General features: G+C 63.2%; 13 protein-coding genes. 12 read left to right on the top strand and 1 reads right to left on the bottom strand.

Features of this window, described 5'->3' with window-relative positions:
* The first annotated feature begins 13 nt into the window (after positions 1 to 13).
* Positions 14 to 607: a winged helix-turn-helix domain-containing protein gene (locus tag VSP_RS23680; RefSeq protein ID WP_009963817.1), complete on the top strand. Its 594-nt coding sequence runs from the start codon at positions 14 to 16 to the stop codon at positions 605 to 607.
* Positions 608 to 671: 64 nt separating this feature from the next.
* Here the strand turns inward: VSP_RS23680 and VSP_RS37125 are convergent, their stop codons facing one another.
* A complete protein-coding gene (locus tag VSP_RS37125; protein ID WP_009963818.1) occupies positions 672 to 1,580 on the bottom strand; it encodes a LysR family transcriptional regulator in 909 nt (302 codons plus the stop codon).
* Positions 1,581 to 1,748: 168 nt separating this feature from the next.
* Here VSP_RS37125 and VSP_RS23690 point away from each other — a divergent pair, with 168 nt between their 5' ends.
* The 11 genes from VSP_RS23690 to VSP_RS23740 all read left to right on the top strand — a co-directional run bounded on the left by VSP_RS23690 (position 1,749) and on the right by VSP_RS23740 (position 15,123).
* Positions 1,749 to 3,041 carry a CmpA/NrtA family ABC transporter substrate-binding protein gene (locus VSP_RS23690; RefSeq protein ID WP_009963819.1) on the top strand — a complete coding sequence of 431 codons (1,293 nt, stop codon included), beginning with the start codon at positions 1,749 to 1,751 and terminating at the stop codon, positions 3,039 to 3,041.
* A gap of 31 nt (positions 3,042 to 3,072) precedes the next feature.
* Entirely contained in the window at positions 3,073 to 3,963 is an 891-nt protein-coding gene (ntrB, locus tag VSP_RS23695; protein WP_009963820.1) for a nitrate ABC transporter permease, read from the top strand.
* Positions 3,964 to 4,000: 37 nt separating this feature from the next.
* Entirely contained in the window at positions 4,001 to 4,927 is a 927-nt protein-coding gene (locus VSP_RS37130; protein ID WP_009963821.1) for an ABC transporter ATP-binding protein, read from the top strand.
* Entirely contained in the window at positions 4,927 to 5,844 is a 918-nt protein-coding gene (locus VSP_RS23705) for an ABC transporter ATP-binding protein (protein ID WP_009963823.1), read from the top strand. Before VSP_RS37130 ends, VSP_RS23705 begins: the two co-directional genes overlap by 1 nt.
* A gap of 189 nt (positions 5,845 to 6,033) precedes the next feature.
* The gene (locus VSP_RS23710) at positions 6,034 to 7,380 is read left to right on the top strand and encodes an alginate export family protein (protein WP_009963826.1); all 1,347 of its coding nucleotides are present in this window, start codon (positions 6,034 to 6,036) and stop codon (positions 7,378 to 7,380) included.
* A gap of 200 nt (positions 7,381 to 7,580) precedes the next feature.
* On the top strand, positions 7,581 to 8,429 hold the full coding sequence (locus tag VSP_RS37135; protein WP_157211024.1) for a CmpA/NrtA family ABC transporter substrate-binding protein: 849 nt from the start codon (positions 7,581 to 7,583) through the stop codon (positions 8,427 to 8,429).
* Positions 8,386 to 8,745, top strand: a complete 360-nt coding sequence (locus VSP_RS39945) for a hypothetical protein (protein WP_009963829.1) — start codon at positions 8,386 to 8,388, stop codon at positions 8,743 to 8,745. Before VSP_RS37135 ends, VSP_RS39945 begins: the two co-directional genes overlap by 44 nt.
* Complete coding sequence (locus VSP_RS23725) at positions 8,742 to 9,947, top strand: MFS transporter (RefSeq protein WP_009963830.1); 1,206 nt, start codon at positions 8,742 to 8,744, stop codon at positions 9,945 to 9,947. Before VSP_RS39945 ends, VSP_RS23725 begins: the two co-directional genes overlap by 4 nt.
* A 40-nt stretch (positions 9,948 to 9,987) precedes the next feature.
* Positions 9,988 to 11,619, top strand: coding sequence for a bifunctional protein-serine/threonine kinase/phosphatase (locus VSP_RS23730; protein WP_009963831.1), 1,632 nt, complete (start codon positions 9,988 to 9,990; stop codon positions 11,617 to 11,619).
* Between the two features lie 77 nt (positions 11,620 to 11,696).
* Positions 11,697 to 13,361 carry a diflavin oxidoreductase gene (locus VSP_RS23735; protein WP_009963832.1) on the top strand — a complete coding sequence of 555 codons (1,665 nt, stop codon included), beginning with the start codon at positions 11,697 to 11,699 and terminating at the stop codon, positions 13,359 to 13,361.
* 25 nt (positions 13,362 to 13,386) lie between these two features.
* The gene (locus VSP_RS23740; protein ID WP_029190703.1) at positions 13,387 to 15,123 is read left to right on the top strand and encodes a NirA family protein; all 1,737 of its coding nucleotides are present in this window, start codon (positions 13,387 to 13,389) and stop codon (positions 15,121 to 15,123) included.
* The last annotated feature ends 40 nt before the right edge of the window (positions 15,124 to 15,163 follow it).

Here is a 15,163-nt window from a genome sequence, read left to right on the forward strand (position 1 = left end):
CCAATTCGGGACCATGAAGATCGAAACTCCCCCCGCTCCAGACGACGTACCCGCAGCTCTCCAGCTTCTCCAGGACGCTCTTGGAGAAGAAGAGGCTCGCATTCGCAAAGAGGGGTCCAAGGCAATGGAGGGAGGTGACTACGACACCGCCACAACAGTGATCGATTTTGCCAGACGACTGCTGGCATTCCAGAAAAAAGTCGCGGGATTGGAGAACGAATGGGCCGAGCTTGAAGACCTGCGTGATAAGGCCACGCCCGCCGTTCAGGAAATTGTTAGCAAGCGCTTCTTTGGCCAAAGTAAGAAGGGCGACATTACTTCCCAGGACGATTATTGCGGACCGGTTCTCCGTGTGCTTATTGAGATGGGCGGCAGCGGCAAGACCAAGGATGTCATTACGAAGGTGGGACAGGCCATGAAAGGCAACTTCAAGCCCAAGGACTACGAGAAGACCACCAGCCGAGCGCGAGAGCCCCGTTGTGAAAACACCACCCGCTGGGCACGGCAGAAGATGGTGGACGACGGTCGAATGAAGTCAGACAGCCCCACGGGAGTCTGGGAAATCTCCGACAAGGGACGTGCGTGGCTGAAGAGGTCCGCAGTGTAACAATCGAATCCTGAAAATGGGAGGCACTCCAGTCGATTAGATCGCTTAGATGAAAGCGGCCCCATCACCGCGCCAACTGCTCCCCGACCTGCTCGCACAACGTCATAAACGTCTGCTCCGCGAGCGACACGGGCTTCTGCTTCATATGGGCCACGACCCACTGACGCTTGATCCTTGACCGCACCAGCGGCAGCGAGACCAATTCACCGGACTTGATCTCCGCGGGCGCGGTCCAGGCGGCGACCATGGCGACGCCTAGGCCGAGTTTGACGAGTTCCTTGATGGCCTCGGTGTTGCCGAGTTCGATGAAGGACTTGGGGCGGACGCCGAGTTTCAGGAAATACTCGCCGATCATCTCGAACGTGGAGCTGTTCCGGCTGGAGATGATGTAGGTCTCGCCGGCGAGGTCCTTGGTCTTGGGATGCTGCTGGGCCCAGGGATGGAGGGGGCTGGCTAGGAAGATGAGCTCGTCTTCAAAGAGCGGGCGGCAGTCCACGCGGGCGACATCGCGCGGGCGCAGGCACACCGCGAGATCGAGCACGCCTTGTTCCAGACGTTGCAGGGTGTCCGGCGTCTCCCCGGGCACGATGGAGATGCTATACAAGGGGAAGGAGTCCTTAAACTCCCGCAGCACGGTGGGCAGGATGAACTGCGAAGCCGCAGGCGTGGATCCGATGCGAATCTGACCACGGGGGTTCTGGTCCAGCGCGCCGAGACTGGCGCGGGCCAGGGCCATCTGGCGCTGGATCTCCTCCGCATGACGCAGCAGTTCCCGGCCATGGTGGGTGAGCAAAACACGCTTCCCCTGCCGGTGAAAGAGCATGCAGCCCAGGTCCTCCTCCAGGGCGCGGATGGCGTGGCTGATGGCGGATTGCGTCAAATGCAGGGCCCGCCCCGCCTGGGTAAAGCTGCCCTCACGGGCGAGGACGGTGAAGGCACGAAGCTGACGCGAATCGAGGAGTGGGGAATCCATCTATGAATGAAATTCATACTTGGCGTTAGAAAGTTGTCGAGCGGTTTTTCAATCTTGGCCGGGCGGTGGCACATGCCGTGCAGTTCAAAACAGCCGCAAAAGCGCATCCTGCATTTTTCATTAGCCACACTCATCCCTCCTTCATCCCCACCCTCCCAACACCTCTCCATGAAGATGTACCCTGAAGCCGGCCTCACCCGCCGCGAAATGATCCGGAAGACCACCAAGGCCCTGGGTGCCAGCGCCTTGTTCTCCGGCCTGCCCGCAGGCTGGGTCGGCTCCGCCTTTGCCGATGACTCCCCGGAAGTCAAAGATGTGAACCTGGGCATCATCGCCCTCACGGACTGCTCCAGCATCGTGATTGCTCATGAGAAAGGGCTCTTCAAGAAGTACGGCATCAACTCCAAAGTAAGCAAGGGCGCGAGCTGGGCGGCGATCCGGGACTCGCTCTCCAACGGGGACCTTCAGGCCACGCACATGCTGATCGGCATGCCGATTGCCTCCACCATGGGACTGGGAGGCGCACCCAAGAAGCCGATGATTGTCCCGTGGCTCATCAACCGCAACGGCCAGGCCATCACGCTCAAGAAAGAGCTGAAGGGCAAGGTGGGTGCGGATCCCAAGGCGCTGAAGCCCTTCGTGGATGAAGCCAAGGCGGCGGGCAAGCCGATGACCTTTGCCATGACCTTCCCGCCTGGCACCCACGCCATGTGGATGCGCTACTATCTGGCGGCGGGCGGCATCCACCCCGGTGACGCGAGCGGGGCTGGCGCGGACGTGTCCCTCATCACCATCCCGCCGCCCCAGATGGTGGCGAACATGAAGGTGGGCCAGATGGATGGCTTCTGCGTGGGCGAGCCCTGGAACGCCCGCAGCATCGCCGAGGACATCGGCTTCACCTCCATCACCACCCAGGCGATGTGGAAGGACCACCCGGAAAAGGTCTGCGCCTTCACCCAGGAGTTCGCGGAAAAAAATCCCAAGACCGTGAAAGCGGTGCTCAAGGGTCTGCACGAGGCCAGCGTGTGGCTCGACAAGATGGAGAACCGCGAAGAGCAGGCCAACATCGTGAGCGCGGCCACCTATATCAACTGCCCGCCGGAGATCCTCCTGCCCCGTCTCCAGGGCAAGTACGACATGGGCGACGGCCGCCGCTACCGCGACCCGAACTACATGATCTTCAGCGACCGCAACTGCAACTACCCGCAGGCCAAGTTCGGCCTCTGGTGGCTGACCCAGCTCCGCCGCTGGGGCTTCACCCCGGGCGCGCCGGACTACGCAGCCGTGACCCAGCAGGTCATGCGCGGCGACATCTACGAAGAAGCCATGAAGGAGATCGGCTACGCCCACGGCGGGGCCGACGACAAGCCGGAGAGCTTCTTCGACGGAAGCGTCTTTGATCCCAAGGGCGACCTGGAGGCGTATGCCGCCAGCTTTGCCATCAAGAGCCTCAAAGCCTAAGCCCACCCCACCCCACCCCACTGAACCGCAGATGAACCCGAACCTGTTCCAGAAAATCAAACTCGAAGCCTTTGTGCTGCCGGCACTGGCCATTCTGGGCTGCTGCCTGATCTGGTACGTGATTGCCGGAAAGTCCGTCACCACCGTCAAGACCGACGACTGGGGCGACACGGTGAAGGTGACGAAGCGTACCGGCATCTCCGCGGATCTCCCCACCCCGGCGGAGACCTGGACGGCGAGCAAGATGTACGTGACGGAGCCCTTCGCCAAACGCGGCGAGCTGGACCAGGGCATCCTGCGGTTCACCTGGCTGTCCCTGAAACTGGTGGCGCAAGGTTATTTCCTGGCGCTGCTGATCGGGACGCCGGTGGGATTCCTCCTGGGCCTGTCCAAGAAGTTCACGACGGCGTTTGACCCCATCATCCAGGTACTGCGCCCGGTCTCCCCGCTGGCCTGGCTTCCCCTGGGCATGATCCTCTTCAGCGGGGTGAAGATCATGGACTCCGGCGGGCGCACCACCTTTGGTGCCTCCGACGCAGCCGCCCTCTTCACCATCGCCATCTGCGCCATGTGGCCCACGGTGATGAACACTGCGGTGGGCGTGCGAGCCGTGCCGCAGGACTACCTGAACGTGGCCAAGGTGCTGAAGCTCTCCCGGACCAAGACGCTCTGGAAGGTGCTGGTGCCCGCCACCCTGCCTTACATGTTCACCGGCTTCCGCCTCAGCCTGGGCATTGCCTGGCTGGTGATCGTGGCGGTGGAGATGCTGACCGGCCGGCCCGGGGTGGGCGGCTTCCTCTGGCAGCAGTACAACGCGAACAGCTTCGCCCACATCATCCTCTGCATCCTCACCATCGGCGTGGTGGGCTATGTGCTGGACCGCCTCATGAGCCTGGCGGAATCGAAGCTGAAGACAGCCTGATGCGAGTTTCCTGAACCCCATCCTCTTTTACCAGGTCATGTCCCAACCCATTCTCTCACTCAAGAACGTCAGCAAGGGCTACGGCTCCAAAGGAGCCCGTACCGAGGTGCTGCGCGATATCAGCCTGGAGGTCCGGGAGGGCGAGTTCGTCGCCATCGTGGGCTACTCCGGCTCGGGCAAGACCACCTTCATCAACATGCTGGCCGGGCTGCTGAAGCCCGACAGCGGGGACGTGCTGCTGGATGGCAAGCCCATCACCGGTCCCGGCCCGGATCGCGGCCTGGTCTTCCAGAACTATTCCCTGCTGCCCTGGCTGACCGTCACGGAAAACATCGCCCTGGCGGTGGACAGCGTCTTCCCCACCTGGAGCAAGGAGCAGAAGGAGGCCCACATCGCCAAGTACATCGCCATGGTGAAGCTCACCAAGGCCGCAGGCAAACTCCCCCGGGAACTCTCCGGCGGCATGCGCCAGCGCGTCTCCGTGGCACGCGCCCTGGCCATGGACTCCCGGGTGCTGCTGCTGGATGAACCCCTGAGCGCGCTGGATGCGCTGACGCGGGCCAATCTGCAGGACGACATCAGCGAGATCTGGCAGAGCGCCCGCAAGACAGTGGTGTGGATCACCAATGACCCGGACGAGGCCATCCTCCTGGCGGACCGCGTCATTCCCCTGCTGCCCACTGCCCCGGCCACGCTGGGCCAGGCCATCGACATCCCGCTGGCCCGTCCACGTGACCGCTCTGCGATCAACCACGACCCGCAGTTCAAGGCCCTGCGCAACCAGCTCATCAACCTGCTGCTGGCTGCCAAGGAAAAGAGCCGCACCACCGTGAGCAAGAAGCTGGTCCTGCCCGACATCCTCCCTGAGGACATCTCCACTCCGAACTCCATCCAGTACCTGACCCGCCGCGGCCCCCGCCGCCGGTCCGAGGAAAAACGCGAAGAACTTGAAGTCGCATCATGATGAGCACCCTTTCCGCAACCCCACCCAAGAAGACCCTGCTGGAAATCTCCCGGCTCTGGAAGGCCTACCCGGCCCCGGGCGGTGGAGAGGCCGTCATCGTCAAGGATTTCAACCTCAAGCTGGAGGAGGGTGAGTTCGCCACCCTCATCGGCCACTCCGGCTGCGGCAAGTCCACCGTGCTCTCCATGGTGGCCGGCCTGAGCGAGGTGACCAAGGGCGGCATCATCCTGGCGGGACGGGAAACCACCGACCCCGGCCCGGACCGTGGCGTGGTCTTCCAGGCACCCTGCCTGCTCCCGTGGGAGACCGCGTTTGAAAACGTCATGCTGGGCGTGAACCAGGTGTACTTCACCGCGAGCAAGGCCGAGCGCCGCCAGATCGCGGAGTACTACCTGAGCGTGGTGGGCCTCTCGGACTCCATGCACAAGTACCCCGGGGAGCTCTCCCAGGGCATGCGGCAGCGCGTGGGCATCGCCCGCGCCTTTGCCCTCCAGCCGAAGATGCTGCTCCTGGATGAGCCCTTCGGCATGCTGGACGCGCTGACACGGTTCGAGCTCCAACAGGTGCTGCTGGAGCTGTGGCGCAAGTTCCGCATCACCACCCTGATGGTGACGCATGATGTGGATGAGGCCATCTTCCTGAGTGACCGTGTGGTCATGATGACCGACGGCCCCGAGGCCGAGGTGGGCGACATCCTGCGCATCCCCTTTGCCCGGCCGCGAGAGCGCAAAGTGATCATGGAGGATCCGCAATACTACGAGCTGCGTGAGCACCTCATCACCTTCCTGAATGAGCGCTCCCATCTGCGCCCGAGCAAGGACCCGAACTTCAAGCCCTCGCCCGACATGGCGGCGGAGCTCGCCTCCCACCCGCACATCAGTCCGGCCGGCATGAAGCTGCAGACCTCTGCCGCATAGACAGCCACCGGCCGCCGCCACTCATTTCCCATAACCGCCAGGGTGAACTCCTTCACCCCACGCCCTTCCCATGCCTTTTCCCGGCCGTCGCCAGACCACCCGGGGATCCCCTCAAACTCCCGCCTCAAATAAACTGCTGCAACAACCCGACACCACTCAACTCAACCCGTGCTCTCCACAACTACCCACATGAAACAAGCACTCGTCATCCCGCTGCTCGCCGCCGCATCGGCCGGCCTCAGCCTCGCTGGTGAACCGGCGGCCAAGAACCCGAAGGCCGTGGTCATCCCGCCGCCGGAGCCCAAGATTGTCACCTTTGACTTCCAGGAGCGCCTCCGCTTCGAGTACCGGGAGAACAACTTCGACTTCAACGACGGCGTTAACTCCCTGACCGACGACTCCTGGCTCCTCCAGCGTGCCCGGGTCGGCATCAAGGTCTCCCCCACCGACTACCTCAGCTTCTACGTGCAGGGGCAGAGTTCCCTCGAACTCGACTCCGACCGTCCCAATGAACCGGGCGTGATGGGAGCAGAAGGCGATGACGCCATCGACCTGCGCCAGGCCTACATCAAGATCGGGCCCAAGGACCTGAACATCACCATCGGCCGTCAGATCCTCAGCTATGGCGATGAGCGACTCATCGGCGCCTTCGACTGGAACAACCTCAGCCGCACCTTCGATGCGGTGAAGTTCCACTACGGCACCAAGGACTGGAGCATCGAGGCCTTTGCCGCCTCCGTGGTGGTGGCCGACAGTGACACCTTCAACTACAGCGACCTCTTTGACGGCAACGAAACCGGGCGCAACCAGGTCTTCAGCGGCATCTACTTCAGTACTGCAGCCCTCTGCCCGCTGGGCTCCACCACCGACTTCTACGCCCTGCATCTGCATGAGGAATACCTCGCGGGCGATACCAACTTCGTCACGCTGGGCACCCGCCTGAAGGCAGATGTCACCAAGACCGGTGGCTGGGACTTCGAGACGGAGATGGCCGCGCAGTTCGGTGAGGTGAAGGACAAGGACCTGAGCGCCTTTGCCGGCCACTGGGGCTTCGGTTATGTGTGGACCAAGAGCGCGTGGAAGCCCCGCCTCTTTGCCGAGTACAACTTTGCCACCGGTGACAGCAATGCCGCCGACGGCGATGTGGACACCTTCCAGAACCTGTTCCCCACGAACCACAAGTTTTACGGCTACATGGACGCCTTTGCCTGGCAGAACATCCACAACCCGGCGATCAGCTTCTCCGTCCAGCCGACCAAGACGGTCAAGCTGCAACTGGACTACCACGCCTTCTTCCTGGCGGACACCAGTGATGCCTGGTACCGCGCCAACGGCGTGACCGCCGTGCGCCCCATCAAGGGCAGCGCCAGCGACTTCGTGGGCACGGAGCTGGACTTCACCGCCTCCTGGAAGGCGACGAAGAACCTCAGCTTCCTGGCCGGGTACAGCCACTTCTTCTGCGGCGACTACGCCAAGGCCACCGGCGCGGCGGATGATGCGGACTTCGCCTACGTGCAGGCCACGTTCGATTTCTAATCCTGCCTTTCACCCTCATTCATTCAGTTGATACTTCAGTTTGTTGTTGTGTGTCGTGGAACCCCTCTGGCCCATGGGGGTCAGAGGGGTTTCCCATGGCCGGACACTCATGAACTAAATTCATCGATATCCTGAAAATTGCGATGAATCGCTCACGTGTATTATTCACGAATGGCACACGGCATGCATTGCTTTCTGCCGTGAAATCCACCACATCCATCCCAGCCCTGAGCGCCACACCTGCCCCCAACAAGGTGCGTGTGGGATTCATTGCCCTGGCCGACTGCGCCCCGTTGCTCATCGCGGATGAGCTGGGCTTGTTTGAGAAACACGGGGTGGAGGTGGAACTGAGCCGGGAGGTCGGCTGGGCCACCATCCGGGAAAAAATCCTCTACGGGCAGATCGATGCCGCGCACTCCATCGCCGGTCTGGCCCTCTCCCTCCGCCTCGGCCTGGAGGGCGCGGTCTGCCCGGCGATCTGCCCCTTTGTCTTCAACCTGCATGGCGATGCGATCACGCTGAGCATGAATCTCTGGCACCGTGGGGTGCGGGATGCGCAGTCCCTCCAGAAGCTCATCCGCAGCACGCCGCAGAGTCTTTTCACCTTTGCCATCGTTGCCCGCACGTCCTCGCATAATTTCCTCATCCGCCGCTGGCTGAAGAGCGGGGGCATCGATCCCGACCGCGATGTGCGTCTGGTGGTGCTGCCGCCCACCCAGATGGCGGGTTCCCTGAACGCAGGCCTCATCGATGGCTACTGCGTGGGAGAGCCCTGGAATTCCCTCTCCATCGTTCACGGCACCGGTTGGTGCCCCGCCATCAGTGAGGACATCATGCCCGGCCATCCGGAAAAGATCCTCCTCACCACGGAGCACTTCGCCGCCAAAAGGCCCGAGGCACTGGAATGCGATGATCCGGGCGCTCCAGGAGGCGTGCGAATACTGCGACAAGCCGGAGAAACCGCCGCGCATCATCGAGATTCTCACCGGTGGCGGCCACCTGCGCGTGGATCCCGGCATTCTGGGGCTCTCTCTCATCGGCCCGTTTGACGATGGCACCAAGCAGCTGCGTGATGCCTCGAACTTTCACATCTTCCACCGGCGGGATGCCAATGTGCCCACGTTGGAGAAGGCTGGCTGGCTGCTGGGCGAGTTCATCCGCCATGGCCTGATCCCGCCGGAGCTCAAAGACGTGGCCGCCCAGGCCTCTGCCGCCTGCTGGCGCACGGACCTCTACCACCGCGCGCTGAAGAAGACGCCCTCCAAGAAAACGCAAAACGCCAGGGCCAAAACCCGGGCCACGCCCTCCACCATCCGCAAACCCCGCCGCGCGCACGCTTCCGCACCTGCATCCGTCACCGCATGAAATTCGCCGACCTTAAGAACTCCGGGCACTGGCCCACCCTGCTCACCACGTTCCTGTACTTTGACTTCAGCTTCATGGTGTGGACCGTGCTGGGTCCCCTGGGCGCGCAGATCGGCGAGTCACTGCATCTGGATGCCGGGCAGAAGGGGCTGATGGTGGCCGTGCCGATCCTTTCCGGGGCCATCCTCCGCCTCGTGCTGGGCATGCTGGTGGACCGCATTGGAGCCAAGACCACCGGGACTCTGGCGCAGATCATCGTGATGCTGGGCCTGGCCGGAGCCTGGCTGCTGGGGGTGCAGAGCTTTGCCACCGTGCTCACGCTCGGCTTTGTCCTCGGGTTCGCCGGGGCCAGCTTCGCCGTGGCGCTGCCGCAGGCAGGTCGCTGGTATCCGCCGCGTCTCCAGGGTGTGGTGATGGGCCTGGCGGGTGCGGGCAACGTGGGCGTGGTGCTGGACAGCCTGATCGCCCCCCGTCTGGCCAATGCCTACGGCTGGCAGAGCGTGTTTGGTTTTTCCTTGATCCCGGCCATCCTGGTCTTCATCGCCTACATCCTCATTTCCAAGGAGGCTCCCGGTGAGTTCAAGAAGAAGAAGGTGCGGGACTACGTGAACCTGCTGAAGGAGAAGGACGCCCACTGGTTCTGCTTCTACTACACGGTCAGCTTTGGCGGCTTCGTGGGTCTGGCCAGCTACTACGTGCTGTATTTCAAGAGCGAGTTCGGCCTCACTGCGGTGCATGCGGGTGACTACGCAGCCGCCTGCACCTTCATCGGTGCCATCCTCCGGCCCGTGGGTGGTGGTCTGGCAGACCGGTTCGGCGGCATCCGCTCGCTCCTCGCCTTCTACTCCCTGGCGGCCGTCGGTCTGGTGGCAGCAGCTTTCACGCACCATGAATATGGCAACCTGGCCCTCTTCCTGGTCATCAGCGGGGCGCTCGGTATGGCGAACGGTTCCGTGTTCCAGCTCCTGCCCCAGCGCTTTGGCAAGGACCTGGGCGTCATGACCGGCCTCGTGGGCTGCGGCGGCGGGGTGGGCGGCTTCTACCTGGCCACCTCCCTGGGCTACGCGAAGAACGCCACCGGCTCCTGCAGCGTGGGCTTCCTGGTCTTTGCCGGTCTTTGCGTGCTGGCCATCTGCGGCCTGGCTCTGGTGAAGAACCGCTGGCGCACCACCTGGGGTGCCCTCACCGAGGCCCGCATCTGATTCTTATTTCCTAAGCCCCCTTTCTAAAACTCCGCCACTCATGAAGATCCACCCCAGCATCTACGGCATGGCCCGGGAGAAGGACACCCCTTCCTCCGACGCCTTTGCCGTGAAGACCTGGGGTGACACCGTCATCGCCGTGCTGGCGGATGGGGCTGGCACAGGTGAGCCCGCCCGGGAGGCGGCACAGCGGGCGGTGAGCTCCCTGGTAAGCCACTACCAGGCCCGGCCGAAGTCCTGGGAGCCCGCGAGAGCGCTGGAGGAGTTCACGAAGCTGCTCAACCGCATGTTCTACCAGGAGTCCATGGCCCGCTTCGAGCGGCCGGAGATGGTCTCCACTCTGGCCGTGGCGGTGATCGAAGGCGACCGCCTCTATGGCGTGAACGTGGGTGACTCCCGCATCTGCCTGGGTCGCCAGGGCGGCATGCGGGTGCTTTCTGAAGATCATGTGGATGACGAGCGCCGCAATGTGCTGACGAAGGCCCTGGGCATGGCTCCGGAGCTGGATCCGCATGTGTTTGAAACCGAGGTGCGGGACGGGGATGTGGCGTTCCTCTGCTCCGATGGTGTGAGCAACCACTATGAAGTGGCCGGTCTGGCCACCGCGCTGGAGGGTCGCAGCTCGGCCCGCAGCATTGTGAAGACGGCGCGCGCGGCCGCCAGCGATGAAACCCTCGATGACATGAGCGCCATTGTCATCGATATTGCCGAAACCGGAAAACTGCGAGCCATGAGTGAACGCAGCCTGACCATCCCGACCGCCCTTGCCAAAGGGGAAATGCTCGATGGCTACGAACTCCTCCGCCCGCTCCAGATCGGCGGACGCGTCTGGCTCGCAGAAAAGGATGGCACCCAGGTGGTGCTGAAGTTTGCGCCCGTGGAGGCACTGGAGAGTGAGCAGCACCTCAATGCCTATCTGCGCGAGGTGTGGAACGCCACCCGTATCAAGAACGACTTCTTTGTCCGCTCTGAGGAGCCCGCTGGGGCCACAGCCCGGTACTATGTGATGGAATTTGTGAACGCGCCCAGCCTGGCGACGCTCCTCACCACCCGCCGTCTGCATGTGGACGAGGCGCTGGCGCTTGGTAGTTTCCTCTCCCGCTCCGCCGCCGCGCTGCTGAAGCTGGATCTCGTGCATGGCGACATCAAGCCGGAGAACGTGCTGGTGCTGCGTGAAGGCGATGCCCTGAGCTTCAAGCTCGTGGATCTGGGCAGCGCCGCGGAGATCTTCTCCGTCACCTCCCGCGCCGGCACGGCCAGCTACCTGGCCCCGGAGCGCTTTCACGGTGGCCCGGTGAGCGAGCGCACCGAGATCTTCGCCATGGGCGTGACACTCTACCAGGTGCTCACCGGCCGCCTGCCTTACGGCCGCATTGAGCGCTTCCAGACGCCGTCATTTAGCGCGCCCAAGTCCCCCACCCGGCTGAATGCCAACATCCCACCGTGGCTGGAGGCCATTGTCCTGCGCGCCATTTCCATCGATCCCGAGCGCCGCTACCAGCATTACTCGGAGCTTACCTTTGACCTGACCCACCCTGTCAAGGTCGAGCCCTTTCATGAGCGCGGCACCTCCCTGCTGGAGCGCAACCCGCTCGGCTTCTACCGCACCGGTTTCTTCATCCTGCTTTTCACCGTGGTCTGGCTCCTCCTGCAGCTCCTCTCCCGCCGCTGAGATGAACTGACCGCCCCGTGCGCTTCCCCGCCTGCCGCCTCGAAGTTACCTCGAACCCTCAAGCTTTCCCGACCCACATGACCACCGTTCCCATCATTCCTGAGAGCGCCCCCTTCACCTCTGATCAACGAGCCTGGCTCAACGGCTTCCTGGCCGGCATCCTCAGCCAGGGGCAGAGCGGTGCCCCTGCACTGCGCAGCCCGGCTCCAGCCGTGGAGAAGCTCCCGCTCCTCATCGCATTCGGCAGCCAGAGCGGCAATGCTGAGTCCCTTGCCAAGAAGCTGGTCAAGGAAGCCTCCGGTCGTGGCTTTGCCGCACGCGCAGCGGGTCTGGACGCCCTGCAACCCGCGGGGCTGGCCGCAGAGAAGAACGTGCTCATCATCACCAGCACCTGGGGTGAAGGCGACATGCCGGACAATGCCGCGGGCTTCTGGGACGGACTCAATCAGAACGGCTCCTCCCCCAAGCTGGACGGCCTGCGCTACTCCGTGCTCGCCCTGGGGGATCTGAACTATGGCGACACGTTCTGCCTCGCAGGCCGCAAGCTGGACGAGCGCCTGGAGCAACTGGGTGCCGCCCGCATCCACCCGCGTGTGGACTGTGACGTCGAGTACGACGAACTGGCGAAGTCCTGGAGCGAGGGCGTCTTCAAGTCCCTGGAGTCCGCCGGTCCCGCCACCTCCGGTGCTGTGGTGGAAGCCCCCGCTCCCGCCGCCGCTCCTGCAAAGGAAGAGGCCACCGGACACTCGAAAAAGAACCCCTTCCCTGCCGCGCTCATCGGCAATCTGGAGCTCAATCAACAAGGCTCCTCCAAGGACACGCGCCACATCGCCTTCTCCCTGAAAGACAGCGGCCTGGTCTATGAGACCGGGGATGCCCTGGGCGTCTTCACCCAGAACTGCCCGGAAGTGGTCGCCACCATCATCGCCGCCCACGGGTTGGACCCTGAAACTCCCGTCTCCCTCCCTGACGGCGGCGAGGCCCCGCTCAAGACAGCCCTGCAGACCGCGTATGAAGTGCGCAACCTCCTGGGCATCACCCCGGAGAAGTCGCCTGCCGCCACGGACTTCGTCTCCGGGCTCCGCAAGCTGCAGCCCCGGCTCTACTCCATCGCCTCCAGCCCGAAGGCGCACCCGGATGAGGTGCACCTCTGCGTGGGTGCGGTGCGATATGAAAAAGACGGCGTGGCTCACAAGGGCGTCTGCTCCACCTTCCTGGCAGACCGTCTGGAAGTGGGTGCCACCACCGGCGTCTTCGTCCACACAGCCAAGCACTTCCGCGTGCCGGCCGATGCCTCCAAGCCGATGATCATGGTGGGCCCGGGCACGGGCATCGCCCCCTTCCGCGCCTTTCTTGAGGAGCGTGAAGCCACCGGGGCTCCAGGAAAGAACTGGCTCTTCTTCGGCGATCAGAAGGAGTCCACGGACTTCCTCTACCGCAGCCAGATCCAGGCCTGGCACAAGAGCGGGTTCCTCACCCGCCTGGACCTGGCCTTCTCCCGTGATCAAACGGAGAAAATCTATGTGCAGACCCGGATGATCGAGCACGCTGCCGAGCTCTGGCGCTGGCTGGAGGAAGGCGCGCACTTCTACGTGTGTGGCGATGCCTCCCGCATGGCCAAGGACGTGGACGCCGCACTCCACACCATCATCCAGCAGCAGGGCGGCAAGTCCGCCGATGAAGCCGCGGCCTACGTGGCAGACCTGAAGAAAACCAAACGCTATGCCCGCGATGTTTACTGAACTTCTTCCCCCTCCCTCCCGCACCGTGGCTCCTGCAACCCAAGACTTCAGCACCGATCAGAAGCGCTACCTCGAAGGTTTCTTCGCCGCGCTCCAGGCCCGCGGCGTGAGCTTCGGCGACATGGCGCCCCTGCCCATGGCCCCGCCCTCCGCTGAGCCCAGAGTCAATCTGGAAGACCTCACGAAGGAAGAGCGCATCAAGCGTGATGTGCACCCCTTTGACGCCATCGAGCAGCTCATCATCGATGCCCGCTGGAACGCCGCCCCGGAACCCGAAAGCGTCTTCCGCAACAAGTGGAACGGCCTCTTCTGGCTCTCCCCGGTAAAGGACGGCTACATGTGCCGCCTGCGCATTCCCGGTGGCATGGTGAAATCCTTCCAGCTCCGCGAGCTGGCCGCGATCTCCCGCGAGCTGACCACCGGCTACATCCAGATCACCACGCGGAACAACTTCCAGATCCGGCTCATCGAGCCGAAGAACTGCCCGGAAGTGTTGCGCCGCATTCAGTCCGTGGGGCTGCATTCCAAAGGGGCCGGCGGAGACAACATCCGCAATATTACCATGAACCCCTGCGCGGGCTATGACCCGTACGAGCTCGTGGATGTGCGCCCCTATGTGAATGAATTGGCCACGCACATCATCGCCAGCAAGGAGTTCTACGACCTGCCGCGCAAGTTCAACATCGCCTATGATGGAGGCGGTCTGGTGAGCAGCGTGGAGGACACGAACGACATTGGTGCCACCGCGGTGGAGATCGGCGCGAACGACCAGGGCATCGAGCCCGGCCTGTGGTTCCGCATCGGCCTGGGCGGGGTGACGGGTCACAAAACTTTTGCCAGTGACTGGGGCGTGCTCGTGAAGCCCGAGGAGCTGAACAAAGTCATTCTCGCCATCGTGCGCGTCTTCATCCGCGATGGTGACCGGACCAACCGCAAGAAGGCCCGGCTGAAGTATTTGCTGGAGGGGCGGGGACTTGATGGCTTCCGCAATGACGTGGAAGCGGTGCTGGGATACACTCTGCAAAGTCTGGCACCTGACTCGCCCCTCCAGTTGCCCCGTCGTTTCTCCCAGCAGGGTCACTCCCATGTAGGAGCGTACCCGCAGAAGCAGGAAGGCCTGCACTACATCGGCGCCAGCGTGCCCGTGGGCCAGCTCACGGCCCGGCAGCTGGAACGCATCGCGGACATCGCCGACAGCTACGGCACCGGCGAGATCCGCCTGACCGTCTGGCAGAATTTCATCGTACCGAATGTGCCCACCGCCTTCGTGGCCACGGCCAGCAAGGCGCTGCGCAAGCTGGGCTTCCCCACAGATCAGAGCCCGCTGCGCAATGGCTTCGTAGCATGCACCGGCAACCGCTACTGCAAATACGCAGCCAGCGACACCAAGGGCCACGCCATCGCCATGATGGACTACCTTGACAAGCGCGTGAAGCTGGACACTCCGGTGAACATCCACTTCACTGGCTGCGCGCACAGCTGCGCCCAGCACTTCATGGGCGACATCGGCCTCCTCGGCACCAAGGCCAAGGGCGAGTCTGGCGAAGGCTATCACATCACTGTGGGTGGCGGATTCGGAGAGAACCGCATGGTCGGCCGCCAGATCTTCAGCGCCGTGCCCTATGAATCCCTCGGCACCACGCTGGAGGCGATGCTCAAGACCTACCTCGCCAAGCGCCAGCCGGAGGAGAGCTTTCACAAGTTCTGCAACCGGCACTCGGTGGGTGATCTGCAGGTGCTGTTCTCGGAAGCGATGGGTTGAAAGGCATCGGGTTCTGAGAAAGAACCCTTTCACCTCTAGA

It is taken from the genome of Verrucomicrobium spinosum DSM 4136 = JCM 18804, from assembly GCF_000172155.1.
GTDB lineage: Bacteria > Verrucomicrobiota > Verrucomicrobiia > Verrucomicrobiales > Verrucomicrobiaceae > Verrucomicrobium > Verrucomicrobium spinosum.

What these genes read in the sequence shown, in the direction of transcription:
- VSP_RS23680 (WP_009963817.1), top strand. Translation starts at nt 14, where the DNA reads ATGAAGATCGAAACTCCCCCCGCTCCAGACGACGTACCCGCAGCTCTC.
- VSP_RS23730 (WP_009963831.1), top strand. Translation starts at nt 9,988, where the DNA reads ATGAAGATCCACCCCAGCATCTACGGCATGGCCCGGGAGAAGGACACC.
- VSP_RS37125 (WP_009963818.1), bottom strand. Translation starts at nt 1,580, where the DNA reads ATGGATTCCCCACTCCTCGATTCGCGTCAGCTTCGTGCCTTCACCGTC.
- VSP_RS23725 (WP_009963830.1), top strand. Translation starts at nt 8,742, where the DNA reads ATGAAATTCGCCGACCTTAAGAACTCCGGGCACTGGCCCACCCTGCTC.
- ntrB (WP_009963820.1), top strand. Translation starts at nt 3,073, where the DNA reads ATGAACCCGAACCTGTTCCAGAAAATCAAACTCGAAGCCTTTGTGCTG.
- VSP_RS23735 (WP_009963832.1), top strand. Translation starts at nt 11,697, where the DNA reads ATGACCACCGTTCCCATCATTCCTGAGAGCGCCCCCTTCACCTCTGAT.
- VSP_RS23705 (WP_009963823.1), top strand. Translation starts at nt 4,927, where the DNA reads ATGAGCACCCTTTCCGCAACCCCACCCAAGAAGACCCTGCTGGAAATC.
- VSP_RS23710 (WP_009963826.1), top strand. Translation starts at nt 6,034, where the DNA reads ATGAAACAAGCACTCGTCATCCCGCTGCTCGCCGCCGCATCGGCCGGC.
- VSP_RS37130 (WP_009963821.1), top strand. Translation starts at nt 4,001, where the DNA reads ATGTCCCAACCCATTCTCTCACTCAAGAACGTCAGCAAGGGCTACGGC.
- VSP_RS23690 (WP_009963819.1), top strand. Translation starts at nt 1,749, where the DNA reads ATGAAGATGTACCCTGAAGCCGGCCTCACCCGCCGCGAAATGATCCGG.